Annotated in this window: 22 protein-coding genes; 12 read left to right on the top strand and 10 right to left on the bottom strand. The window is 72.3% G+C overall.

Annotated elements, in window-relative coordinates; all coding sequences use genetic code 11:
* Positions 1-13: 13 nt before the first annotated feature.
* From AB0M80_RS35995 to AB0M80_RS35980, 4 genes are all read left to right on the top strand, one after another.
* Positions 14-1,024, top strand: a complete 1,011-nt coding sequence (locus AB0M80_RS35995) for a LacI family DNA-binding transcriptional regulator (protein WP_364573881.1) — start codon at positions 14-16, stop codon at positions 1,022-1,024.
* A 49-nt stretch (positions 1,025-1,073) separates the two neighbouring features.
* Complete coding sequence (locus tag AB0M80_RS35990; protein WP_364573879.1) at positions 1,074-3,371, top strand: glycoside hydrolase family 3 N-terminal domain-containing protein; 2,298 nt, start codon at positions 1,074-1,076, stop codon at positions 3,369-3,371.
* Complete coding sequence (locus AB0M80_RS35985) at positions 3,368-4,597, top strand: SGNH/GDSL hydrolase family protein (protein WP_364573877.1); 1,230 nt, start codon at positions 3,368-3,370, stop codon at positions 4,595-4,597. The genes AB0M80_RS35990 and AB0M80_RS35985 overlap by 4 nt, the downstream gene beginning before the upstream one ends.
* Before the next feature lie 185 nt (positions 4,598-4,782).
* Complete coding sequence (locus AB0M80_RS35980) at positions 4,783-5,391, top strand: Asp23/Gls24 family envelope stress response protein (RefSeq protein WP_364573875.1); 609 nt, start codon at positions 4,783-4,785, stop codon at positions 5,389-5,391.
* Between the two features lie 43 nt (positions 5,392-5,434).
* Here the strand turns inward: AB0M80_RS35980 and AB0M80_RS35975 are convergent, their stop codons facing one another.
* The 5 genes from AB0M80_RS35975 to AB0M80_RS35955 all read right to left on the bottom strand — a co-directional run bounded on the left by AB0M80_RS35975 (position 5,435) and on the right by AB0M80_RS35955 (position 11,797).
* Positions 5,435-5,620: a hypothetical protein gene (locus AB0M80_RS35975; protein WP_364573873.1), complete on the bottom strand. Its 186-nt coding sequence runs from the start codon at positions 5,618-5,620 to the stop codon at positions 5,435-5,437.
* Between the two features lie 224 nt (positions 5,621-5,844).
* Positions 5,845-8,949 carry a DUF87 domain-containing protein gene (locus tag AB0M80_RS35970; RefSeq protein ID WP_364573871.1) on the bottom strand — a complete coding sequence of 1,035 codons (3,105 nt, stop codon included), beginning with the start codon at positions 8,947-8,949 and terminating at the stop codon, positions 5,845-5,847.
* A 2-nt stretch (positions 8,950-8,951) separates the two neighbouring features.
* On the bottom strand, positions 8,952-9,578 hold the full coding sequence (locus AB0M80_RS35965) for a hypothetical protein (protein ID WP_364573869.1): 627 nt from the start codon (positions 9,576-9,578) through the stop codon (positions 8,952-8,954).
* Positions 9,575-11,209: a CATRA system-associated protein gene (locus tag AB0M80_RS35960; protein ID WP_364573867.1), complete on the bottom strand. Its 1,635-nt coding sequence runs from the start codon at positions 11,207-11,209 to the stop codon at positions 9,575-9,577. Before AB0M80_RS35960 ends, AB0M80_RS35965 begins: the two co-directional genes overlap by 4 nt.
* Before the next feature lie 3 nt (positions 11,210-11,212).
* On the bottom strand, positions 11,213-11,797 hold the full coding sequence (locus AB0M80_RS35955; protein ID WP_364573865.1) for a toll/interleukin-1 receptor domain-containing protein: 585 nt from the start codon (positions 11,795-11,797) through the stop codon (positions 11,213-11,215).
* 250 nt (positions 11,798-12,047) lie between these two features.
* On the opposite strand from AB0M80_RS35955, the gene AB0M80_RS35950 reads away from it, so the two are divergent.
* Positions 12,048-13,022: an SEFIR domain-containing protein gene (locus AB0M80_RS35950; RefSeq protein ID WP_364573863.1), complete on the top strand. Its 975-nt coding sequence runs from the start codon at positions 12,048-12,050 to the stop codon at positions 13,020-13,022.
* A gap of 22 nt (positions 13,023-13,044) precedes the next feature.
* Here the strand turns inward: AB0M80_RS35950 and AB0M80_RS35945 are convergent, their stop codons facing one another.
* Positions 13,045-13,632: a TetR/AcrR family transcriptional regulator gene (locus AB0M80_RS35945; RefSeq protein WP_364573861.1), complete on the bottom strand. Its 588-nt coding sequence runs from the start codon at positions 13,630-13,632 to the stop codon at positions 13,045-13,047.
* 98 nt (positions 13,633-13,730) lie between these two features.
* On the opposite strand from AB0M80_RS35945, the gene AB0M80_RS35940 reads away from it, so the two are divergent.
* The 6 genes from AB0M80_RS35940 (at position 13,731) to AB0M80_RS35915 (ending at position 19,914) form a co-directional block, all read left to right on the top strand.
* Complete coding sequence (locus AB0M80_RS35940; protein ID WP_364573859.1) at positions 13,731-15,023, top strand: cytochrome P450; 1,293 nt, start codon at positions 13,731-13,733, stop codon at positions 15,021-15,023.
* Entirely contained in the window at positions 15,020-15,910 is an 891-nt protein-coding gene (locus AB0M80_RS35935; protein WP_364573857.1) for an alpha/beta hydrolase, read from the top strand. The genes AB0M80_RS35940 and AB0M80_RS35935 overlap by 4 nt, the downstream gene beginning before the upstream one ends.
* Entirely contained in the window at positions 15,894-16,751 is an 858-nt protein-coding gene (locus tag AB0M80_RS35930; RefSeq protein WP_364573855.1) for an SDR family NAD(P)-dependent oxidoreductase, read from the top strand. The genes AB0M80_RS35935 and AB0M80_RS35930 overlap by 17 nt, the downstream gene beginning before the upstream one ends.
* Positions 16,748-18,223, top strand: a complete 1,476-nt coding sequence (locus AB0M80_RS35925) for an NAD(P)/FAD-dependent oxidoreductase (protein ID WP_364573854.1) — start codon at positions 16,748-16,750, stop codon at positions 18,221-18,223. Before AB0M80_RS35930 ends, AB0M80_RS35925 begins: the two co-directional genes overlap by 4 nt.
* 33 nt (positions 18,224-18,256) lie before the next feature.
* Positions 18,257-19,123, top strand: coding sequence for an NAD(+)/NADH kinase (locus tag AB0M80_RS35920; RefSeq protein WP_364573852.1), 867 nt, complete (start codon positions 18,257-18,259; stop codon positions 19,121-19,123).
* 110 nt (positions 19,124-19,233) lie between these two features.
* Positions 19,234-19,914: a DUF998 domain-containing protein gene (locus AB0M80_RS35915; RefSeq protein WP_364573850.1), complete on the top strand. Its 681-nt coding sequence runs from the start codon at positions 19,234-19,236 to the stop codon at positions 19,912-19,914.
* Here AB0M80_RS35915 and AB0M80_RS35910 read toward each other — a convergent pair.
* Positions 19,911-20,273 carry a DNA polymerase ligase N-terminal domain-containing protein gene (locus AB0M80_RS35910; RefSeq protein ID WP_364573848.1) on the bottom strand — a complete coding sequence of 121 codons (363 nt, stop codon included), beginning with the start codon at positions 20,271-20,273 and terminating at the stop codon, positions 19,911-19,913. The two genes, AB0M80_RS35915 and AB0M80_RS35910, sit on opposite strands and share 4 nt — an antisense overlap.
* A gap of 80 nt (positions 20,274-20,353) precedes the next feature.
* Here AB0M80_RS35910 and AB0M80_RS35905 point away from each other — a divergent pair, with 80 nt between their 5' ends.
* On the top strand, positions 20,354-21,343 hold the full coding sequence (locus AB0M80_RS35905) for a YdcF family protein (protein WP_364573846.1): 990 nt from the start codon (positions 20,354-20,356) through the stop codon (positions 21,341-21,343).
* A gap of 15 nt (positions 21,344-21,358) precedes the next feature.
* Here AB0M80_RS35905 and AB0M80_RS35900 read toward each other — a convergent pair whose 3' ends face one another.
* Genes AB0M80_RS35900 through AB0M80_RS35890 form a run of 3 tightly spaced genes read right to left on the bottom strand, consistent with a single transcriptional unit; the run spans position 21,359 to position 24,410 of the window.
* Positions 21,359-22,582: a glycosyltransferase gene (locus AB0M80_RS35900; RefSeq protein WP_364573844.1), complete on the bottom strand. Its 1,224-nt coding sequence runs from the start codon at positions 22,580-22,582 to the stop codon at positions 21,359-21,361.
* A complete protein-coding gene (locus AB0M80_RS35895; protein ID WP_364573842.1) occupies positions 22,579-23,409 on the bottom strand; it encodes an SDR family NAD(P)-dependent oxidoreductase in 831 nt (276 codons plus the stop codon). The genes AB0M80_RS35900 and AB0M80_RS35895 overlap by 4 nt, the downstream gene beginning before the upstream one ends.
* Positions 23,406-24,410 (bottom strand): alpha/beta hydrolase family protein, encoded by a 1,005-nt coding sequence (locus AB0M80_RS35890; protein ID WP_364573840.1) that lies wholly within the window; start codon positions 24,408-24,410, stop codon positions 23,406-23,408. The genes AB0M80_RS35895 and AB0M80_RS35890 overlap by 4 nt, the downstream gene beginning before the upstream one ends.
* Positions 24,411-24,430 lie beyond the last annotated feature (20 nt).

Genomic DNA, 24,430 nt, shown 5'->3' with positions numbered 1-24,430 from the left:
CTAGTCTGAGCCGATGCAGCCCAGTTCCAGGGTGACCATCCGTGACGTCGCCGCCCGGGCCGGCGTCTCGGTGGCCACGGTTTCCAAGGTGATCAACGAGCGCTACGGCGTCTCCGCCGCGACGCTCGCGCGGGTCCGCGCCGTGATCGAAGAACTCGGCTACGAGGCCAGCCTCGTGGCGCAGAGCCTGAGAAACCACCGGACGAACGTCATCGGCATCCTGGTCGCCGACCTCGAACCGTTCTCCACCGAGCTGCTCAAGGGAGCCGCGGACGCCATCCGCGGCAGTGGCTTCGAGCTCGTCGTCTACTCCGCGGGCGGGCGCACCGGCGACCCGGTGGGCTGGGAAAAGCGTTACCTGTCCCGGCTGAGCGGCACCCTCGTCGACGGCGCCGTGCTGGTCACGCCCGCCGTCTCCCTGGAAGCCGTGCCCGGCACGCCGGTCGTCGCGGTCGACCCGCACACCGGGCCGTCGCACCTGCCCACGATCGACTCCGACAACCTGCGCGGTGCGCAGCTGGCCACCGAGCACCTGCTGGAGCTGGGCCACCGGCGGATCGCGTTCCTCACCGGCCGGCCCGACCTGCAGTCGGCCGAACTGCGGAAAACCGGGTACCTGCGGGCGTTGACGGCCGCGGGCATCACGCCGGACGAAGCCCTGATCCGCGACGGCGCCTACGATCCGGAGATCTCCGCGGCCTCGGCCCGCGACCTGCTGACCGGCCCGGACCGGCCGACCGCGGTGTTCGCCGCGAACGACATCTCGGCCATCGCGACCGTCGGCGCGGCCCGCGAGCTCGGTCTGTCGGTGCCCGGCGACCTGTCCGTGGTGGGTTTCGACAACGTGCCCGAGTCCGCGCTCTGCACCCCGCCACTGACCACTGTGGACCAGCCGATCCGCGAGATGGGCCACCGGGCGATCCGCATGCTCATCGCGCTCATCAACGGTGACGAGGTCGGGAAGACCCACGTCACCCTCGACACCGGCCTGGTGGTGCGGCACTCGACCCGCGCACTCCCCTGAGCCGTCCCCTCCCCCCGAAAACTCCTCCGCAGACGAAGGGCGGAAAGCCTTGACCACGCAGCCCACCACGGCCGGAGAGCCGTGGCGCGACCCCGCGGCCGACCCGGGCGAACGCGTCCGGGCCCTGATGGCCCGGATGACCCTGCGCGAGAAGCTCGCCCAGCTCTACGGGGTCTGGGTCGGCATCGACACCGGCGGCGAAATGGCGCCGCACCAGCACGACTTCGTCGACGCGGCGGTCGACTTCGACGACCTGGTCCGCCACGGCATCGGGCAGCTGACCCGCGCCTTCGGCACCCGGCCGGTCGACCCGGTGATCGGGGCACGCAGCCTCGCGCGCACCCAGCGGCAGATCATCACCAGCAGCCGGTTCGGGATCCCCGCGGTGGTGCACGAGGAGTGCCTGACCGGGCTGGCCGCGTGGCAGGCGACGATCTACCCGGCGCCGCTGTCGTGGGGCGCGACCTTCGACCCGGACCTGGTGCGCCGGATGGCTGCGCGCATCGGGCGGACCATGCGCGGGCTGGGCGTGCACCAGGGGCTCGCGCCGGTTCTCGACGTGGCCCGCGACCTGCGCTGGGGGCGGGTCGAGGAGACCATCGGCGAGGACCCCCACCTGGTCGGGACGATCGGCAGCGCCTACGTCGCCGGCCTCGAGTCGGCCGGTGTGGTCGCCACGCTCAAGCACTTCGTCGGGTATTCCGCCTCGCGCGCCGGGCGCAACCTGGCGCCGGTTTCGGTGGGCCCGCGCGAAATGGCCGACGTCCTGCTCCCGCCGTTCGAGCACGCGCTGCGCGCCGGCGCCCGGTCGGTGATGAACACCTACACCGACATCGACGGCGTTCCGGGGGCCGCCGACCCGTCGCTGTTGACGGATCTGCTGCGGGACACCTACGGCTTCGACGGCACGGTGGTCTCCGACTACTTCTCGGTGGCGTTCCTGCACCGCCTGCACGGCGTCGCGGCCGACCGCGCCGACGCCGCCCGCCAAGCGCTCACCGCGGGCATCGACGTGGAACTGCCGACCATGGACTGCTACGGCGAGCCGCTGCTCGCCGCGGTGGAAGAGGGCGCGGTCGACGCCGCCGCCGTCGACCGCGCCCTCGAGCGGGTACTCCGGCAGAAGTGCGAACTGGGCCTGCTCGACGCCGGGTGGGCGCCGGAGGTGCCCGAGGAGATCGACCTCGACGACGCGGAGTCGCGGGCGCTGGCCCGCGAGGTGGCCGAGCGCTCGATCGTGCTGCTGCACAACGACGGGACGCTCCCGCTCGCGCCCGGGGCGAAGATCGCCGTGGCCGGCCCGCGCGCGGACACGCCCGGCGCGATGCTCGGCTGCTACTCCTTCCCGCTGCACGTCGGCGTGCACCACCCCGACGTCCCGTTCGGTGTCTCGGTGCCGACGTTGCTGGAAGCGCTGCGCTCGTCCTACGACGTCGCCTACGCCCTGGGCTGCCCGGTCACGGGCGGCGATGACGACGGGATCGCGCAGGCCGTGTCGGCGTGCGCGGACGCGTCGGTGTGCGTGGCCGTGCTGGGCGACCGGGCCGGGCTGTTCGGCGGCGGGACGTCCGGCGAAGGCTGCGACGCGCCCGACCTGCGGCTGCCGGGCCGCCAGGAGGAACTGCTCGACGCCCTGCTGGACACGGGCAAGCCGGTGGTCCTCGTCCTGCTGTCCGGACGTCCGTACGAGCTGTCCCGGCAGCTGCCCCGGCTGGCCGCCGTGGTGTGCGGGTTCTACCCCGGCGAGGAAGGCGCGGCCGCGCTCGAGGGCGTCCTCAGTGGACGGATCAACCCGGCCGGCCGGCTGCCGGTGAGCTTCCCGGCGGCCGGTGCGAGCCAGCCCTCGACGTACCTGGCCGCACCGCTCGGCCGGCGCAGCGAGGTGTCCACAGTGGATCCTTCGCCGCTGTTCCCGTTCGGGCACGGGCTGTCCTACGCGCCGGCGACCTGGCTGGACGTCAGCGCGACGGGCTCGCTCTGGCCGACCGACGGCGTCTGCCGGGTGCGGGTGACGCTGCGCAACGACCACCAGCGCGAGGCGTCCGAAGTCGTCCAGGTCTACCTGCACGACCCGGTGGCCGAGGTGGCCCGCCCGGAGCGCCAGCTCATCGCGGCCCGCCGGGTTTCCCTGGCTCCGGGCGAAACCGCGGTCCTGGAAATCGGCCTGCACGCGGACCTGACGTCCTACACCGGCCGCGCGGGGCTCCGCCAGGTCGATCCGGGCGACGTCGAACTGCGGGTGGGAACCTCGAGCGAGCAGATCGTCACGACCCTGCACTGCACCCTGACCGGGCCGCGCCGTCTCGTCGGCGTCGACCGGGTCCTGACCCCGGAGTTCTCGTTATGAGACGCCCTCTGGTGATCTTCTTCCTGGCCGTCCTGACCGTTCTCTTCGTGGGCGCGTCCGCCCGCCCCGCGCCTGCGCACTGGGTGGCGACGTGGACGTCGATGCCCCAGCTGACCGAGCCGGGCAACCTGCCGCCGGCGCCCTTCACGGGGACCGATCGCGTGCTCGACAACGCGTCCCTGCGCGAGACGGCGCAGGTGACGGCCGGTGGGCCCCGGATCCGGTTGCGGTTTTCCAACGCCTTCGGCGGGGCGCCGCTGCCCCTGACCGCGGTGTCGGTGGCGCGCCCGGTCGCCGGCGCGGCCGGGGTTTCCGCCGTGGTCGCAGGCAGTGTCGTGCCGGTGACCTTCCACGGCAAGCCGTCGACGGTGGTCCCGCAGGGCGCGCAGGTGGTGTCGGACCCGCTGCCCTTCCCGGTGCGGCCCTTGGAGAACATCACCGTGACCGCGTACCTGGCCCACGGGCAGGCTTCCACGTCGATCACCTCGCACCCCGGTTCGCGCACGACGTCCTACCTGCTGGCGGGCAACCACGTTTCCGACGGTGACCTGCCGGGCGCGACCCCGGTCGACCACTGGTACTTCCTCAGTGGCGTCGAGGTGCTGTCCCCGGCGTCCGCGGTGGCGGTGATCGGCGACTCCATCTCCGACGGCCGGGGCTCGACGACGAACGGGAACGACCGCTGGCCGAACGTGCTGGCCGCGCGCCTCCACGGCGTGTCGGTGGTGAACCAGGCCGCCGGCGGCAACCGCGTCCTGCAGGACGGCCTGGGCCCGAACGTGCTGGCCCGCCTGGACCGCGACCTGCTGGCCACGAGCGGGGTTTCGTGGGCGATCGTGTTCGAGGGTGTGAACGACATCGGCACGGCCACCCCGGAGGGCGCGGCGGACGTGGCGGCGCGGCTGATCGACGCGTACGACCAGATCCTGGTCCGCGCCCACGCCCAGGACATCAGCGTGTACGGCGCGACGATCACCCCGTTCGGCGGCAACACGGCCTACGACGTGCCGGAGCGCGAAGCGGCGCGGCAGCAGGTGAACGCGTGGATCCGCCAGCCGGGCCACTTCGACGCGCTGCTGGACTTCGACAAGGTGACCCGCGACCCGGCGGCGCCGTCCCGGCTGCTGCCGGCTTACGACGTCGGCGACCACCTGCACCTCAACCCGGCGGGATATCAGGCGCTCGGTTCGAGCGTTCCGGCGAGCCTGTTCCGGAACGACCGGTAAAACGTCAAGCCCCAAAAAGAAGACAATTCCAGGACGCGGTTTTCCTTCGGGTGATCACGTCGATATCCGTTGGGACACAAGCGAGTCTCGAAGGCGGGGGCCCGTGACGCCGGTCACGGGCCGCCCCCTATCATGTCGCCGTCTGCTGTCCCCACAGGTAGTCGTCGCTCCCGGAAAGGGAAACCATGTCCGACGTCATGAACAGCGCCTTCGGCCGTACCGAGAACGAAAACCCCGACTCGGTCGGGTACGGCGCCGTCGAGCCCGAACCCGAGGTCGCCGAGGCGATCATCGTCGTCGAGGAAGCGGATTCCGCGCCGGAGCACGAATCCGCAACGGAAACCGCCGTCGAAAGCGACCAGGCTGAAGAGTCCGAAGAAGACACGGTCGACGTCACCGGCACCGACGAGGTTGCGGTCGCCGAGGACTCCGAAGTGGACGACACGGACCCGAACTCCGTCGAGGACACTCCTGCGCCGGTCGCGGCCCGGCCGGCCGCGGGCACCCGCGGCAGCACCACGATCGCCGACGGGGTGGTCGGCAAGATCGTCGTGCGGATCGCCGCCCAGGCCGACGGCGTGTACAGCCTCGACGAAAACGGCATCAAGGTCGAACTCGCCGACGACGTCGCGTGGATCACCATCCCCGTGGTGGTCGAGTTCGGCCACGCGATCAAGGCACTGGGCGAGAAGATGCGCGTCGCGGTGATCGAGGCCGTCGAGCAGTACCTGGGGCTCGACGTGGAGGTCGTGGACGTCCACGTCACCGACATCCACTTCCCGGAAGCGGACTGACCTGCGCCGATGCCCGGCCCTGGGCCGGGCATCGGCCCTCTCGTCAGGACGGATCAGCGGCGGACGGCGTACCGCAGGTACAGCACGTCCCGATCCGGCAGCTGCGTGCCGGGTGCGGCGCCGTCCGGTGGGTCAGCACGTGGATCGGCACCCCGTCGTGGTGGTCGCCGCCCCAGCGGCCCGCCAGCTCGAACGTCCGGCGGCCCGAGATCAACGCTCCCGTCGCCATCGCCTCACGGAAGATCCGGCCGCTGGGGCCGTCGCCGTGGCGGTCGTCCAGCCAGTCGAACAGCCGGCCGCCCGCGCGCCCCAGCTCCTACCCCGGACGATCGTCCGGGCCCGCCACGAAGCCGTCGAGGGACATCGTCATGTACAGGCGGATCATGGTGGGGCTCCGCGGGTCGGGGTGGCTTCACCGACGCGTCGAACGAACCCCGGCCGGATCGACCGCGCTCACTCCCCGGTTTCGCGGGCCCGGGCGATCACCTCCTCCAGCCGCAGCGGGCTGGCCGGGTGGTGGGACAGGCACAGGGGCGTCGCCACCTGGCGGAAGCCGAACGCCTCCCCCGCCACGTAGAACTGCGCCCGCTCCAGCCGCGAGATGTCCGCGACCGGGCTGCCCTTCGCGCGGGCCAGCTCGTTGGCCGCCGCGATCTGGGCCGGGCTGTTGAGCCGCCCGAAGAACTGCGTCATCGCGTTGCCGACCACCTGGTTGTGCAGCCCCTTGGGCGCTTGGGTGGCGAACAGCAGGCCCAGACCGTACTTGCGGGCCTGCGAGGCGAGCACGATCGTGCTGCGCGTGCTCGCCGTCAGCGAACCCGACGCCGCCAAGGTCTGGGCTTCGTCCATCACGAACAACGCGCCCAGCGGCCGGTCGCCCGCCGGGTGGCGTTTGACCCAGGCGAACAGCTCCATCTGCAGCTGGTTGACGAAGTTCTGCCGCTGCTCCTCCGCCGGCAAGCCCACGAAGCTGATCACGGAGACGCGAGCCCGCTTGCCGGACGCCGGCGTGAGCAACGTTCCCGGGTCGACCGGCTCGCCGCCGCCCGCGAAGAGGGGGTCGTTGACCATCGCGGCTTTGAGGACTTCGGCGAGGTCCGCCGCGATCCGCTTGGCGTCGTTGAGGTTGCTGACCTCCTCGGGCAGGTCCGACATCAGCTCGACCAGCTCCGGCAGGCTGCGGGACCCGGTCCGCGCGTGGTGGACGACCGCCTGCCGGAGCACGGCCAGCCCGATGTTGGCCTTCGCCGTGGTGCCGGTGAGCCGGACCTGCGGGGCCAGCGTCGCCACGGCCACCTCGACCGCGGCGGTGAACTCGTCGGTGTCGTCGAGCACACCGGCGAAGTCCGGCAGCGGCCGGAACGCCAACGGCCGCCCGGTCGCCCGCCCCGGCGTCCAGACGACGACATCGGTCCCGGCCAGGTACCGCGCGGCCAGCGCGGCGTCACCGGGCCCCCAGCCATCCGGCGGCGCCGGCCAGGCATCCCCGAGCCGGGCGAGGTCGTTGTTCGGGTCCAGGACGATGGCGGAGACGCCCAGCAGCGCACACTCCTCGACGATCCGCCGGAGCAGCACGGTCTTCCCCGAACCGGACCCGGCGAAAACGGCGGCGTGCTTGCGCAGCGCGGAGAGCCCGATCCGCACCGGCTCCCCCGAGCCGACAACAGTGCCGAGCGTGATTTCCCCGTCAGCGGGCGGCGGGTGGGTCGTCTCGGCGGGCTGCCCCGACGGCTTCTCGGGCGACACGATCGGCTGCCCGGACGGCTTCTCGGGCAGGACGGCGGACAGCAGATCCGACCGGCTCGCGGGCCGCCGGTCGATCAGCCACTCGTGCAGCTCGCGGCCGCCGGTGCCGAGCATCTTCTCCAAGGCCCAGAAGGTCCGGACGTCGGCCGGGTCGGGCGGGACCGTCTTGCCGCCCGCGGCCGTGAACTTCTCGACCTCTTCGCGGGTTTTGACCCCGCCCCGCCAGCCGTCCCGCAGGATGACGAGGTGCCGGTTGTCCGCCCCCTGACGCTGCCCCGCCGCGGACCGGGCCTTGCGGAACCGGCTCAGCGCGGCCCGCGGATCCCGGGCCGCGATGGCCCGGAACGCCCAATGCTCCTGGAGGTCCGCGGTCTCGTCGAGCGTCCGGGTGAGCCAGGCGTGCACCTCGCTCCGCCCGTTCTGGCGCTCGCACGACCATTCCAGCTCGTCGTCCCCGACTTCGGTGACCCAGCAGCGCAAGGCGGCGGAAAGAAGATCCGGCATCACCTTGTCCACGGTCTTCTCGGTGAGCAGCTTCCCGGGTTCGGCTTCCGCCTTGAGCTTCTCGAACTCCCTGTCCAGCTCGGCGAATCGGTCGTTGTCCACCGCGGTGCGCGCGGGGGCGACCGGCATCTCGGTCTTTTCGTCGAAGGAGGTCAGCTCCCTGACCTGTCCGGCACGCAGGCACCCGTCGATGTGCGCGCCGATCCGCTTCAGCAGTTGCCGCGGGGTCCACTGCTCCCAGGGCTCGTCGAACGCCGCGGGCGCCACCGGCCAGGTCGGGTGCGGCGGAGTGAACTCCATGGCCTCGTAGGCCACCCCGAGCCGCTTCTCCACCAGCGCCCGCCCGATCCTCGCATCGGTCCGGCCGAGCGCGACCGTCGCACGGAAACGGTCGGGTACCGTACTTGCTGCCTTCGTGCTGATCTGCTCCCACGTGCCGGGCAGGCACGCCAGCACGGTGAGGGTCTTGCGGGTGACTTCCCGCAGTCCCATGAGCCCGTCGGCGATCTGCGCCACGAGCAGGTCTTCCTCGGTGCTGTCGCCGATCTCCTGGGTGCGCTTGACCGACCGCGCGATGAGCGTGTCGAGCTGGTCCACGGCGATCACGACCGGTCCGGTGAGGGCGAGCAGCCGCGTGATCTCCTGCACGAGGACCCGCGAGGGCTTCGGCCGCGAGTAGATGTTCCACCGGCGGGCCTCGGACGTCAGCTCGGTATCGCCGTCCAGGTAGTCCTCACCGACGTACTTCGCGGCGCGGTCCCGGCTCGCGATGAGCACGAGGGCGCGCGCGGTGTCACCGCACTCGTCGGCAACCATCTCGTCGAGGGACGCCACCCCGTCGACGAACGCCTCCACGTCCTCGGCCGTCAACCCACGTCCATGCCTGATCCTCGCTTCGACCGCGGCGTCGATGGGGGCTCGCAGGCACACACGCAGCAGGAACCGCTTCAGCTGCGACTCGCCCGAATCATCGGGGCGGGTCAGCCCGCGACGCAGCGCCTCGGCCGTGTTCTCCCAGAACGCCTCGGCCGCGGTGACGTCGTCGAGGAAGAAGTACCCCCGCGCCCGGTGCACCTGACGTCGGACGAGGCCCAGCAGATGGGTCTTCCCGACGCCCTTCAGCCCGCGCAGGACGAGCCCGATCGGGCTCGGCCCGTCGCTGGTCACCGCGTCGCGGATGCCCGTGTCGAGCGCGGTGAGCGCGTCGGCGTGCAAGCCATCGACGTGGTAAGGGGAATCCCGCCAGACGTGATCGGGGGTATCCGCCCAGTCGAAACTGAGCGTCGCCAGTGCCTTCAGCTCGTCCATCGCTACACCTCGATCGAGAGCAGGTGGTTGTCCTCACCGCCGATGCGGATCGCCGCCTCGTGGTCGGCCGCGGTGAGGGCCTTGCGGTTGTCTTCGGGAACGAGGTGGACCTGGCCGGTTCGGCTCAGTTCCTTGAGGACGGCGTCCACCTCCGCCGCGGGCGCGCCGCCCAGTTTCGGCCGCAGGTCCACCAGTCCGACCCAGCCGCGGGGTTCCCTCACGAGCTCGCGGTAGGCGACCCGAATGCGGGTTTCCAGGTCTTCGGTCGGTTGCGGCGGGGCACCGAAGACGTCGGCCAGCCGCAGCTTCCGGCCGCGCCGGAACTCGTCGAAACCGCTGAGAACGAGGTACAGCACCGAGCAGAGGGTGCTCTGCGGCCGGGGCGGCGGCGGCGTCTTCTCCCCGAGCTCCTTCTCGCACCAGCCCCAGCCCTCGTCGGTCAGCTCGTGGACGAACGGGCGGCCGACCTTCTCGCTGGTGATGTACCCGGCGTCCTTCAGCTGCGTGCGTTCCTTGCCCGTGAGGGTGAAGCCCACCAGCTCCTTCAGCTCCGGGTTGGGCACTTCGCGGCCCAGTACCATCAGCGCGAACATCGCCGCGGTCTGCTTGTGTCCCAAGCGGTCGGTCATCCGAGATCCTTCCGGTGGTTCGGTTGCGTCGTGGTCTGCGCGCGGGCGTCGAGGGCCCGCAGGAGCCAGTCGATCGACCGGCGGGTCCTCGGAGGTGCCGGGTGGTGGTCATCGCCGTTCGCGGTGCGGGGCTTGATCGCCACCGCCAGATCCGCCGCGAGGTCTTTCGCCCGCACGCCGTCGCCCGCACCGACGGCCGCCTGCAAGGCTTCGACCACCTCGTCCACGAGGTCCCAGCGCGAGGCGCGCAGCCGGGACTCGCGGGCTCGGCCGAGCACCACGGTGAGGTCGAGGTCGTCGTCCGCCTCGAGCAGCGTCGTCAGGCCCTTCAGCTGGCCGACCAGATCGCGGGCCACCTCGGCCGGACCGCGCGTGGCGGTCAGGCGCAGGTACCGGAGGTTGCCGACGTAACCGGGCAACGCCGCCGATTCGGTGCCCGGTGTCAGGACCGGGATCACGCGGCGGTCCTGGCCGAGGGTGCGGTGCAGGAACAGCTCCACCTCGGCCGACTGCCAGCGGCTCACCTTGCCGTCGACGACCAGGCACAGGTGCTTTGCGTCGTCCGCTGCCCGCGCCAGCAGGGATCGGTCGCCCGAGAGGGACTTGGCCACGCGGACGTCCCGCTTCTTCAGCTCGTCCACCAGCTCGTTCGCCGTGGCGACGAACGAACGGGGAATGCTGACCCGCAGGTCGTGCCGGAACTGCTGGCGGCTCGCGCGCACCGCGGCGACGTAGGCGTCGCGGTTCTCCGCGAGCAGATCGGTCCGGTCGAGCCGGCAAGCGATCACGGCCGCGACCGTCTCCAGCGCGAAGCCGATCTGGTCGGCGCTCGGCGTCTGTTCCGACAGCACCGGCAACTGCTCGCCGAAACTCCAGTAGGACACGTACGGCAGGGTGAGGTGGCGCGACATGGTGGCCGGGTCGACCGCCTGGTCGAGCCACGTCCGGTACAGCTCGGTCGTCTCGTCCAGGACGATGCCCCGCCAGGCCTCCGACCGGTCGTACTCCTCCCGGTTGTCGAACCGCGACAGCACGGGCAGGACGGTCAGCCGCGACCGGTCGAACGGCAGCAGGTTGCGCGCGGCGTCCGCTCGCCGGGCCGCCTCCATCGCGCCGCGGATACTCTGCCGGTTCGCCGTGAACAGCACGACGAGGTGGTCCGGCAGGTGGGCCGTGCAGATCCCGCCGATGTCGGAAATCCCGGTGCGGCTGTCGATGAGCACGAAGTCGTAGTCGGCGGTCCACTGGTCGCGGCACTTCTCGAGGTACTCGCCGAACCCCTCGTCGTACAGGCGTTCCCAGTCGATGTCCTGCACCTGCCCGACGTAACCGGGGTCTTCGCGGCCCGCCGCGATGAAGTCGAGTTCGCCGGCGTCCTTCAGCCGCAGGACGTGCGCTTGCGGCGTGAACCGGCCGCCCTTGAAGTCGTCGACGAGGTCCACCACGCCCCCGCCGGGACGCCGGGGCAGCCGCGGCCGGAAGTAGTCACCGAGTCCCGGGGCTTCGAGGTCCCAGTCCAGGCACAGCACGCGGTGGCCCCAGCGGGCGAGCAGCACGGCGATGTTGGCCAGGGTGAAGCTCCGGCCGACTCCGCCTTTGTAGGAGTAGAAGGTGAAGACCGATCCCGGCATCCGTCAGAACCTCGGCATCCGCGCCCGCTTCGGCGGCTCCGGGGCCGGCGTGCGCACCGGCCAGTCGTCGCGCCAGTCCGGCGCCCCTTCGATGAGTTCCTCCAGTTCGTCGGCGATCCGCTTGATCTCCTGGTTGAAGTCGAGGTACGCCGGCGCGGTCTGGAAGTGCTCGAAGGGGTGGTTCCACTGCTGCAGGTCACGCAGGCGCCGCTGGTGAGCCCACTCGGGGAAGTTCCGGGAGTCGCAGAAGACCACCGGGTAGATCAGCTGCCGCCGGTGCTCCGCCGACGGAACGGCGGTCAGCGCCTCGCGCTCGGCCATCGACGCCCACTCGGCCAGGCACCACTCGTCCCGGAAGTACTTCGGGGAGCAGACCGGCACCAGCACGCGGGAGCTTTGCAACGCGGACCGCAGTTCCGCCGGCCAGCTCGACCCGACGCGGACCTGATCGTCGAAGAAAATCTTGACGTCCTCGTACCGGTTGTTGTCGAGCACTTCCGACAGGCGCGGGTGAAAATGGTGTCGAATCCACGCCGATATGTCGCTGGCCGTGCGCCGGTAGCTGATGAACACGTCGTACTCGTACACGCGTGCCTTCGCTCCTTCGCCGCTCCCCACCAGGCATCGGCCATCCTAGGCCGGGTACGCACAACGGGAAAAGGCGGGAAACTGGACAGAATGATGCCAATACCTGGCCATCGATGACCAATTCCGTCGCACCACCCGAAAAGCTTGACAAACGCGAATCCCACCTATAGATGACAGGCCTACGCGTCATTTTCGTCCGACAACAGATCGGCCGGATCGGTGAATCACCGACTTGCCTGGAGGGGCGCCCATGCCCGACCGTGAAGCGCCCCGGGTGTTCGTCACCTACGCGCACGACACCCCGGAGCACAAGAAGCTGGTGCACAGCTTCGCGGCGTTCCTGCGCGCCGGGATCGGCTTGGACGTGCACCTCGACGCCTGGTACGACAACGTGCGGCGGGACTGGTCGTTGTGGGCCACCGAGAACCTCGCGAAGGCGGACTTCATCCTCGTCATCGCCTCACCCGACTACAAACGCCGCGCCGACGGGACCGCGCTGCCCCACGAGGGACGGGGCTCGCAGTTCGAGGCGGCGATCATCCGCGACAACCTGACCCGCGACCTGCGCCGGGAGACCGAACGGGTGCTGCCCGTCGTCCTGCCCGGCCGCTCGGTCGACGAGATCCCGGCCTTCCTCAACGCCCACTCGACCACGCGGTACCACGTCGACGAGTTCACCGAGGCCGGCGTGGCCGACCTCGTCGCCGCGATCACCGGGCAGGGCCAGTACCCGATGCCGCGGCGGGGGGCGTGGCGCGGCGGCACCCCGGAGGCCCGGCGGGTGCCCGCGGGGGAACTGCCGTGGCTCTGCGCCGGCAACGGCGTGCGACGCGGTGCGGCGTCGATCGACGGCCGGGACTACGCCCGGAGCATCGTGCTGCAGCCGGCTTCGCCCTCGGCCACCGGACCGGGGTTCGTCGAACTGGACCTCGGCGGCAACTACCGGCGGTTCACCACCCTCGCCGGGGTCCTCGACAACGCCACGGACCCGTTCCAGGTCGGGCGGGTCCGCGTGGTGCTCGACGGGACCCCGCGTTCCGAACACGACGTCGCCGCCGGGAAGCCGGCCGTCATCGACCTCGACGTGACGGGCGCACGCCTGCTGCGCCTGGAGCTGTCCCGGCCGGGTGCGCCGGCGTCGCCGTTCGGTTCGGCGGCCGTGGTCGTCAGCCGGCGGGGTGGGCGGCCGCCCGAGCTCGCGCTGGGCGATCCGACCATGACCTGACGCGCCGCCGCGAGCCGCTGTCTCAGGCCGGCCCGAGCAACGCGATCGAGGCGCGCACCGCGAGCTCCGTGACGTCGCCGGCCCGGCCGCCGTCCTCGACGGTCGTCGCGATCAGCTCGCGCAACCCGCCCAGGAGCATGATCGACAGCTGGCGGGACGGCGGGCTGATGCCGGCCGCGCGCATCTCCGGTGTGTCCGTCAGCCGCTGCGTCATCGCGATGAAGCCCTCCATCGCGTCACGCTGCAGGTCGCGGGCCGGCGCGCCGAGCGCGGGGACGTCACGGATCCAGCTCAGCGTGATCGCCGGCTCGGACTCCGCGCAGGCGATCCACGTCTCGATCGCCTGGCGCACCTGGTCTTTCCACGGCGCGCGCGGATCCACCGCCTCGGAGATCTGCTGGATCATCGACCGGTTCGCGTCGGCCAGGAGGGCGATCAAGCACTCTTCGCGACTGGAGAAGTGCTCGTAGAACGTCCGGCGGGACGTGCGCGCGCGGCGGACGACGTCGGCCACCGTCGTGTCGCGGAAGCCGTCCTCGGTGATCGACGCGGCCAGCCCGTCCAGCAGCCGCTGCCGGAACCGGCGGGTGTCGACGTCCACGGAAGTCACGCTATACCCCTCCTCCGGAACCGGGCTCTTGAAACCGGATGGTACACCGGCGTACCGTACCGTCGGTACGCTCGCGTACCACCTTTCCGGGAGGGTCGATGCCGACCATGACAAGCCCCACGACGCTGCCACCGGGGCCCACCGTGCCCCGCGCCGTCCAGGGCGCCTACGCGCTGACGCAGCCCCTGCGCGGCCTGCGCCGCCTGCGGGAGCGCTACGGGGACGCCTTCACGGTCAACGTGCCGATCTTCGGCAACGCCGTCGTGATCAGCGGCCCCGCGGAGATCAAGCAGCTGTTCACCTCCGGACCCGAGTTCGTGGACAACCTCGAGGTCAACCTCGGGCGGGTGCTCGGGTCCCGCTCGATGTTCGCGTTGTCCGGCGAGGAGCACAAAAGGCAGCGCAAGCTCCTGGTGCCGCCGTTCCACGGACGGCGGCTGGCGGCGTACGAGAAGATCGTCGAAGAGGAAACCGTCCGCGAGCTGGCGAGCTGGCCCGAAGGCCAAGCGTTCGCCACGCTGCCGTCGATGATGCGGATCACGCTCAACGCCATCCTCCGCGCGGTCTTCGGCGCCGAAGGGGCCGAGTTCGCCGAGCTGCGCGAACTGCTCCCGCCGTTCGTCACCCTGGGCTCCCGGCTGGCCGTGCTGCCGATCCCGAAACGCGGCCGCTTCAACCCCTGGCGCCGCTTCGAACGGATGCGACGTCAGTACGACGCGATCGTCGACCGGCTGATCGCCCAGGCCCGTCCGGACGGTGACGACGTCCTCTCGATGCTGCTCCAGACCCGCTACGACGACGGGTCCGGGCTGAGCCGCGAAGAGATCTCCGACCAGCTCCTGACCCTGCTCACCGCCGGGCACGAAACCACGGCGACCACGCTGGCCTGGGCGGTCGAGCGCCTCCGCCGTCACCCCGCGCTGCTGGCGGAACTGGAAGAGGGCGACACCAAGCTCCTCGACGCCACCATCCTCGAGGTCCAGCGCACCCGCCCGGTCATCGACCTCACCGCGCGGCAGGTCAAGCAGGACGGCTTCCGGCTGGGCCGGTGGACCCTGCCGAAGGGCTACGCGGTCCTCGTCAGCATCGCGCTGATCCACGACGACGACGCCGTCTTCCCGCACGCGGCCACCTTCGACCCGCACCGCTTCGAAGGCGCGCGCCCGGACCTCTACCAGTGGATCCCGTTCGGCGGCGGCACCCGCCGCTGCCTCGGCGCCGCGTTCGCGACCATGGAGATGACCGTCGTGCTGCGGACCCTGCTGCGGGACTTCACGCTGGTACCCACGACCCAGGCCGGCGAACGCTGGCACTCGCGGGGTGTCGCCTACGCCCCCGCCAAGGGCGGCCGCGCGGTCGTGCGCCGCCGGAGCACCGGAGGAGATTCGTGACCGAACAGATCGCCGATGTCGGCCGGGGGATTTCCCTGGCCTACGAACGGATCGGGGACACCGGCGCCGAGCCGCTGGTCCTCGTCGCCGGGCTGGGTCAGCAGCTGCACAGCTGGCCGGACGCCTTCTGCGCCGAGCTCGCCGGACGCGGCTACGAAGTCATCCGGTTCGACAACCGCGACACCGGGCGCTCGACGCACCCGCGTTTCCGGCCGCCGAGCCTGCCCGTGATGTTCGCCGGCCGGTTCCCGCCGGCGCAGTACGACCTGAAGGACATGGCCGCCGACACCGTGGGGCTGCTCGACGCGCTGGGCCTGGACCGGGTGCACATCGCGGGCGTGTCGATGGGCGGCATGATCTCCCAGACGGTGGCGGCGCTGCACCCGGCGCGCGTCCGGACCCTGACGTCGATCATGTCGACGACCGGGTCCCGCTTCATCGGCCGTCCCGCGCTCTCGACGCTGCGGCTGATGGGCGCGAAACCGCCGAAGTCCCGCGAAGAGGCGATCGAAAGCGCCGTCCGGATTTTCCGGCACATCGGCTCGCACGGCTTCCCGTTCGACGAGGCCTTCGTGCGCGAGCTGGCCGGGACGGGCTGGGACCGGGACCCGACGGCCGGCGGCGTCGGCCGCCAGCTCGGCGCGATCCTCAAGTCCGGCAACCGGACGGCGTGGCTGCGGAAGATCACCGCACCGACCCTGGTGATCCACGGCGACCGCGACCGTATGGTGCACCCGACCGGCGGAGCCGCCACCGCGCGGGCCATCCGGGGCGCCCGCCTGGAGACCGTGCGCGGCATGGGCCACGACCTGCCCGAAGGCGCGTGGCCCACGATCCTCGACCTCATCGACGAGCACGTGAGGAGCAGCGATGTCCCGGCCACGTAAACGGCACAGCCTCACCGGCCGCCCGGTGGTGATCACCGGCGCGGCGTCCGGCATCGGGCGGGCCCTGGCCACCCGGCTGTCCCGGCTCGGCTCGCCGGTCGCCCTCGCCGACGTCGACGAAGACGGGCTCAAGGCCACCGCGGCCGCGCTCACCGGCCGGGTGCTGACCCGCGTCCTCGACGTCCGCGACGCGGAAGACCAGCTGCGGTTCGCCGGCGAGGTGCGCGCGTGGCTCCCGGCTCCCCTGGCCGCGGTGTTCAACAACGCCGGCGTCGCGGTGACCTCGACCGTGCTCGACGCGGTGCCCGAGGACGACGACTGGCTGCACGACATCAACTTCCGCGGGGTGGTGCACGGGACGCGCGCGTTCCTGCCGATCCTCGTCGAGCAGGGCGAAGGCGCGATCGTGAACACCTCCAGCGTGTTCGGCCTGCTCGGGATGCCGTACCAGAGCGCCTACTGCGCGGCGAAGTTCGCCGTCCGCGGCTTCACCGAGTCACTGCGGCAGGAGCTGCGCGGCACCGACGTCCGCGCGGTGACCGTGCACCCGGGCGGCATCACCACGAACATCGCGCGCAACGCCCGGGTGCGCCGGGACCCCGAGGGGCGCGGGCGCACCCACGAGCAGATGGCCGCGCAGTTCGAGGCCATGACGATGACGTCGCCGGAGAAGGCGGCGGCGATCATCCACGCCGGGGTCGACCGCGGGAAGGCCCGTATCCTGGTCGGCCCGGACGCGTACCTGTTCGACGCGCTCGCCCGGATCACCCCCACCCACTACAACGCCGTGCTGACGCGCGTGATGCAGCGTCGGCGGCGGACGGAGGTTCCTCGGACATGACCGAACACCTCGACGTGCTGATCGTCGGCGCCGGGTTGTCCGGTGTCGGCGCGGCCCACCACCTGCGGACGGCGTTCCCGCACAAGGCGTACGCGATCCTCGAAGCCCGTGCCGCGATCGGGGGCACGTGGGACCTGTTCCGCTACCCGGGCGTGCGGTCCGATTCAGACATGCAGACCCTCGGCTACCGGTTCCGGCCGTGGACCGACGCGAAAGCCATCGCGGACGGCCCGTCGATCCTGCGGTACGTCCGGGACACCGCGGCCGAAGCCGGGATCGACCGCCACATCCGGTTCGGGCACCGGGTGGTCCGCGCCGCGTGGTCCACCCAGGACGCACTGTGGACGGTCGAGGCCGTGCACGACGGGAAGCCGGTGGAGTTCACCGCGAAGTTCCTGTACCTGTGCAGCGGCTACTACGACTACGCAGCCGGGCACAGGCCGGAGTTCCCCGGCATCGAGCGGTTCGGCGGCACCGTCGTCCACCCGCAGCACTGGCCCGACGACCTCGACTACACCGGCAAGAAGGTCGTCGTGATCGGCAGCGGCGCGACCGCGGTGACCCTCGTCCCGGCGATGACCGACCGCGCCGCGCACGTGACGATGCTGCAGCGCTCCCCCTCCTACATCCTTTCGCTGCCGTCGGAGGACGCACTGGCCAACCGGCTGCGCGGGCTGCTCGGCCCGCGGCTGGCGTACCCGGTCGCGCGGTGGAAGAACGTCGCGGTCAGCACGCTGATCTACCAGCTCAGCCGGCGCCGCCCGGGCGTGGTCAAGGCGCTGATCCGCAAGGCGACGATGAAGCAGCTGCCGCCCGGGTACGCCGTCGACACCCACTTCAAGCCGCGGTACCAGCCGTGGGACCAGCGGCTGTGCCTGGTCCCGGACGGCGACCTGTTCCGGGCGATCCGCCGGGGCGACGCTTCGATCGTCACCGACCGGATCGCGGAGTTCACCGAGCGGGGGATCCGGCTGGAGTCCGGCGGCGCTCTCGAGGCGGACGTCGTCGTCACCGCCACCGGCCTGCGGTTGCTGGCCTTCGGCGGCATCGAGCTCGTCGTCGACGGCAACCCCGTGAAGCTGCCGGAAACCATGGCGTACAAGGGGATGATGCTCAGCGGCGTGCCGAACTTCGCCTTCACGATCGGCTACACGAACGCGTCGTGGACGCTCAAGGCCGACCTCGTCGGCGAGTACGTCGTCCGGCTGCTGCGCCACCTCGACCGGCACTCCTACGACCAGTGCGTGCCGGTCAACGACGACCCGACGGTCACCGAGCGGCCACTGCTCGACTTCGACGCCGGGTACGTCACGCGGTCGATCGACGAGTTCCCGAAGGCCGGTTCGCGGGCGCCGTGGCAGCTGGGCATGAGCTACGCGCACGACGTCGTCAAGCTCCGGCACGGCCGGCTCGACGACGGCGCGCTGCGCTTCTCGCGGCGATCGGCGGGAGCGGGCAGACTGAGCGCATGACGCTCGGTACTTCGCCCGCCCAGGGCCGCTGACATGCACTCCGCGGGACTCGTGCTGCACCCCCGCCGCGACTCCGCGGCCGCCGTCGAGGCCGTGCTCGGCTGGGCCGGGAACCGGGGCATCGAGATCCTCGGCATCGCCGACGAGATCGTCCGGCTCAACTGCGCCGCGGTGGGGGTGACGGCCGAGGAACTCGGGCGCCGCTCCGACCTGGTGGTCAGCTTGGGCGGCGACGGCACGATGCTGCGGGCCATGCGGCTGGCCGACGGGCAGCGCGCGCCGGTGCTCGGGGTGAACCTCGGCAAGCTCGGCTTCCTGGCCGAGGTCGACGTCCCCGACCTGCCCGGCGCGCTCTCGGCCATCGACGAACACCGGTTCACGGTGGAGCCGCGCCTGGCCGTGGACGCCACCCTGCAGGGCCGCCGGATCACGGCGTTCAACGACATCGCGGTGGTGCGCGTGCCCGGCGAGGGCAGCGCGGTCGTCGCCGTCCGCGTCGGCGGCCAGCCGTTCGTGAGTTACTCCGCCGACGCGGTGATCGTGGCGACCCCGACCGGCTCGACGGCGTACAGCTTCTCGGCGGGCGGCCCGATCACCAGCCCCGCGGTGGAGGCGCTGCTGGTGACGCCGGCGGCGCCGCACTCCGCGTACAGCCGGGGCGTGGTGCTTTCGGTGCACGACGAGGTCAGCCTGGAGCTCCTGCCCACCAGCGGACGGCTGGCGGTGGAGGTCGACGGCCAGGTCCAGGGGTACGTCTCTCCCGGCGAACGGCTCGACCTGCGCGGCCGGCCGAGCGCGGCGCGGGTGGTCCGGCTCGGCATGACGACGTTCTACCAGCGGGCGCGGCGCAAGCTGCGGCTCACCGACTCGGCCGAGATCCCCCAGGACGGCGACCGCTGACCGTGGCCTGCGTCACAGCGCGGGCGCGTCGGCAATGGTCACGGAAAGGTCACGGGTAGCGTCCGCGCCTGCGCCTGAACCAGCCGAACCGTCCCGGAGTGTTTCCCCACATGCTGTGTCCTGCACCCGTCCGTCCCCGCCTGCGCGCCCGCCTGCTCGTGCCCGGCGCCCTCGCCGCCTTCGCCGGCGCCGTGGCCCTGCTCGCCGTGCTGCACGTCGACCGGCGACTCGCGCTCGACCCGGTCAGCACGATGCTCAGCGACTACGCGCTGAGCCCCGGCCGCCGGCTGTGGGACGGCGCGCTGCTGCTCACCAGCACCGGTTCGGCGCTGCTGCTGGTCGCGCTCTACCGCCGGGGCCTGCTGGCCAACCCGGTGCTGGTGGCGGCGAAGGCGCTGTGGTGCGTCAGCCTCCTGGCCGTCGCGATCTTCGCGAAGGATCCGCAGGGCGGTGCGATCACCGCGACGGGCAAGATCCACCTCTACGCCTCGGCGGTGACGTGCCTGAGCCTGCCGGTCGTCGGCTGGGCACTGGGCCGCCGTCACCGCGACGACCCCCGCTGGCGGCGGTTCGCCACCTGGTCACGCCGGCTGGCCCTGGCCGCGATCCCGTTCTACCTGCCGTTCATCGTTCCGTTCGCGGTGAACGTCGTCCTCGGCGGCCACCTGCCGACCGTGGCGACCGGGCTGGTGGAACGCCTGATGATGGTGCTGGAGATCGCGCTGCTCGGCGTCCTGGGCCACTGGGCGCACCGGGCGATGCCGGCCGGGGTGCGGTTCCGGGCGAACTAGGGGGTGTCCTCCGGCTGGTCGCGGGTGCGGTGGACCAGCCAGTCACGCGTGGTGCGGATCAGCGCGTACCGCACGGCGCCGGCACGGCCGTGCAGCGTGAACAGGATCCGCTTGGCCGTCCGGTCGTGCTCCTCCCACCAGCCCGTGTCGGCGATCTTCTTCGTCTCGTCCTCGTAGGCGAGGTGGTCGAGGGCGTGGTCGGGCACGGCGACCGCGAGCCGGTCGGCGGCGGAGTCCGGGGGCAGGCCGCGCGGCACGGCCCACGACCGCAGCACGCCGTTCTCCTCGAGCCGCAGGTCGAAGTGGTGCCGCGGGCGCCAGTGCTCGTGCAGCACGAACGCCGGTCGCCGATCGCTCACGTCCTTCACCATGCCAGATCCCCGCCCCGCGGCCGCCCGGCTAGGTTGGACCCCGTACGGGTGAATTCAGGGAGGCTGGGGTGGACATCGCCGGTGCGGCGCTGCCGGTCGCCGCCGGGGTCGCCCTCGCCGTGTTCGCCGTGCGGCTGGCGCGGGAACCGCGGCGGCTCGGCAACGCCGTCTGGCTCGGCGTGGCGCTCCTGCTGACCGCGCTGTGGCTGCTGCGCGCGGGGCTGCACCTCGGCTGGCTGACGCCGGTGCTGCTGGGCCTGCTCGGCGTCGTGGTGGTGCTCGTCGCGCTGGTGCTGCCGGGCGCGCTCATCGTCAACGGAGTGGGGATGTGGCGGCGGGAAGGGCGCAGCGCCGGGAACCTGCTGTCGCTCGGCCTCGGCGCCGGGCTGGTCACGCTGGAGGCACTGGCCTTCGCGCCGCTCGGCCGGTGGGGGTCGGCGCTGGTGGCCGTCGCGGCCGTGCTGGCCGGCTACTTCGGGTTCCTGTTCCTGTCGCTGCTGGTCTACTCCGTGGTGTACAGCCGGATCGACCGCCGCGGCGGGTTCGACGCGATCATCGTGCTCGGCTGCGGTCTGAACGGCGAGCGGGTGCCTCCGCTGCTCGCCGGGCGGCTCGACCGCGCGATCCGGCTCCACGCCCGGGAAGCGACCCCGCCGCTGCTGGTCGTTTCCGGCGGGCGGGGTCCCGGCGAGACGGTCGCCGAAGCCGACGCGATGCACGCCTACCTGCGGGACCGCGGGGTGCCGGAGGATCGGATCCTGCGCGAGGACCGGGCCCGGACGACCGAGGAGAACCTCCGGTTCTCGGCCGCGCTGCTCCCCGGCGACGCGCGCCGGGTGGTGGCGGTGACCAGCAACTACCACGTGTTCCGGACGGCGGTGGAGTGCCGCCGGCTGGGCCTGCCGTTCCAGGCGACGGGTTCGCCGACGGCCCGGTACTTCCTGCCGAGCGCGCTGCTGCGCGAGTTCGCGGCGCTGATCCTGCACTACCGCCGGACGACGATCGCGGCGTGTGCGCTGATCGCCGGCGGGGGCCTGGCGCTGGCGATCTTCGCCTGATTCCGCGGGGACTCGTCACTCCGAGCGCAACACCGAGCACGCCCGGGCCACCCCGTCCTCGGCCCGGAGTCTCGCCCCGACGTACTGCGCCCCGCGCCGGAACAGCGGATTCCCGGTCAGTTCCCGGAGCCGCGCGGTGAGCACGTCGACGTCGAGTTCTTCGAGGGGTAAGGGCTTCGGACCGGCGCTGAGCCGGAATACCCGTTCGCCCCAGTAGGGCTGGTCGGAAAACACCGGGCACACCAGCGACGGAACGCCGGCCCGCAGCGCCGCCGCGGTGGTTCCGGCGCCGCCGTGGTGGACCACCGCGGCGGTCCGCGGGAACAGCCACGCGTGCGGGACGTCCGCGACGGTCAGCAGGTCATCGGTGTCGGGCCCGCCACCGGCCGCGAGCAGCCCGCGCAGTCCGGCGCGGCGCAGCGCGGCCCGGACGACGGTGAAGACGGCGTCCGCTTCGGCGGGCCGCATGCTGCCGAAACCGACGTACACCGGAGGTGGTCCCGCGGCGAGGAAGTCGCGCAGCCGCGGGTCCGGCCGCCAGGGGCCGGGGTCGAGGAACCAGTACCCGGTGACGTGCACGCGGGCCGGCCAGTCGGCCGGCCGCGGCACGACGGCGCCGGAGAAGCCGCACAGCACCGGCGATCGGCGCCGCGGCCCGCGTGGCCCGGCGCGGGGCAGGCCGAGCGTCTCGACGCGCCAGCGGTCGATCTCGGGTCGCAGGACCTGCCAGGCGAGGGTGTCGACGGCCCCGAAGCTGAGCCGGCGGCCCCAGGGGCCCAGCCGCGTGGCTTGCGGGAGAAGGGGGTGGGCGAAGGCGCGCGTCGGCACGCTGGGCTGGTAGTGCAGTTCGGCGTCGGGGACGCCGAGGTGGGCGCCCAGGTGCGCGCCGAGGAAGCCGAGCGAGGGGGCGAGCACCAGGTCCGCCCCTTCGGCGCCCGCGTGGACGTCGGCGAGGAGGCCGTCGAGCACGGGCCGCAGGACCGCGCGCAGCCCGGAGAGGAAGGCGAGGCGGCGGCGTCCGGTGGTCCACGCCTGCCCGGCCGCGGAGCCGAGAAGGGCACCGGGATCCGCCGAGAGCGGCGCGAAGCCGAGCCCGTGCATTTCGACGAGCGCCCGAAAGCCGGGCGCGGCCAGCACCCGCACGCGGTCACCATCGGCGGCCAAGCCCCGGCCGAGGGCGACGCAAGGTTGGACATCACCCCGCGAGCCCGGCGCGATGATCACCACCTGGCGGATCATCGCTTGGCCGCCGTCAACCGATACCGCAGCCGGAACGGGAGGTTCGCCAGCACTGCCGCCAGCCGGGCGTCCGTGCCGACCAGGTACCTCGGCGCCGGGCGGCGGGCCGTCAGTGCCCGGACCACCACCTCCGCTGCCCTCCTGGGCGGTACTCCCGTCCGCGCCGAACGGGCCGCGCTGTGCTCTGCCGCCGCCAGTTGCGACCCGTACCTTTCGAGCGCCGCCGGCGACAGTGCCTCGCGGACTTCCTCGGCCGCCGCGCGGGCTCGGGGCCAGATCGGGGTTGCCACCGCGCCCGGCTCGACCAGCACCACGCGGATTCCCTCCGGCGCCAGCTCCGCGCGCAGGCTGTCGGTCAAGCCCACCAGCGCGAACTTCGACGTGTGGTACGGCCCGACCATCGGTCCCGCGATCCGGCCGCCGATCGAGCCGATCGTCACCACCCGCGCCGATTCCGCGCGCCGCAGGGCCGGCAGCATCGCGCGCGTCACCGCCAGCTGGCCCGTGACGTTCACCTCCAGCTGCTCCCGGAACGCCGCCAGCGGCACGTGTTCCAGGGGTCCCGGCCGCGCCAGGCCGGCGTTGTTCACCAAGCCCCGCAGGGCTCCCGCCGCCGCGACGCGCTCGCCGCACCGGGCGATCGACTCCGCGTCGCGCAGGTCCATCCGCAGCACGGTGACCGCGGCGCCGTACGCGCGTTCGAGTTCCGCTTCGTCGCCGTCGGTGCGCACGCTCGCCCACACGTGGGCGCCCCGCCGGACGAGCTCCGCCACGCAGGCGCGGCCGATCCCGCCCGCCGCGCCGGTGACCACATAGGACGGTTTCACGACGCCAGCACCTGCACCATCCGCGGCCACGTCTTGTGCAGCTGCTCCTGCCAGTACGCCCACTGGTGGGTGCCCGGACCGTAGAGGTCCACCGTCGCCGGGACGCCGAGCTCGCGCAGCCGGCCGGCCATCGCGGTGGTCTGGGCGCCGCAGAGGAATTCCAGCAGCATCGCGCCGGGCAGCACGTCGATCGGCAGCTTGGCGTCGAGCGGGCCGGGCAGCCCGTTGCCCGCCGAGAGGTACAGCTCGGTGCCGCGCAGGCGACCGGCGTTCACCAGCGGGTCGTGCGCTTCCCAGCGCGCGGCCTCCCGGCGCCGGTCGCCCCACAGCGCCTCGGGGTCGAGGTGGGCCGACGTGACGATGGCGCCGGTCAGCAGTTCCCCGGCCGGGCCGGCCGGGTTCAGGTTTCCGCTGAAGGACGCGGCGTAGCGGAACACGCCCGGGCGCCGCGCGGCGAGCTCGAGCGCGCCGTACCCGCCGAGGGACAGGCCGGCGGCCACGCGCCGTCCGTTCCCGCGGTAGCCGCGGTCGATCAGCTGCGGCAGTTCGACGGCGGCGAAGGTCTCCCACTGGTTGAGCGCGAGGTCCTTGCCGTAGTTCCACCAGTCGCTGAAGAAGCCCGCGGTCCCCGAGCCGGGCATGACGACCAGGACGCCGGCGTCGTCGGCGAGCCGCCGGACGTCGGTGTTCGCGCTCCAGCCCCGGTAGTCCTGCAGCCGGGTCTCGCCGGCGAGCAGGTAGACCGCCGCCCACCGCCGGTCCGGCTCGGCCGCCCAGTTCCGCGGCAGGATCAGCCGGACCATCGCGTACGCCCCGACGCCGGCCGAGCGCACGGTCAGGTCGAGCACCCGGGCATCACCGTCCACTGTGGTCTGGGCGACGACGTGCGACCCGTCGTCGGCCCGGGCGTCCGGGACGCCGGCCGCGGCCACGGCGGGTGTGCCGGGCAGCGCGCACGCCGCGGCCGCCAGAGCCGTGAACCACCTCACAAAAGGGCGCATGCGATTCCTTTCCCGGTCAT

This window comes from Amycolatopsis sp. NPDC051045 (assembly GCF_040682955.1).
GTDB lineage: Bacteria > Actinomycetota > Actinomycetes > Mycobacteriales > Pseudonocardiaceae > Amycolatopsis.
This window is presented reverse-complemented; position numbering and strand designations above follow the sequence as displayed.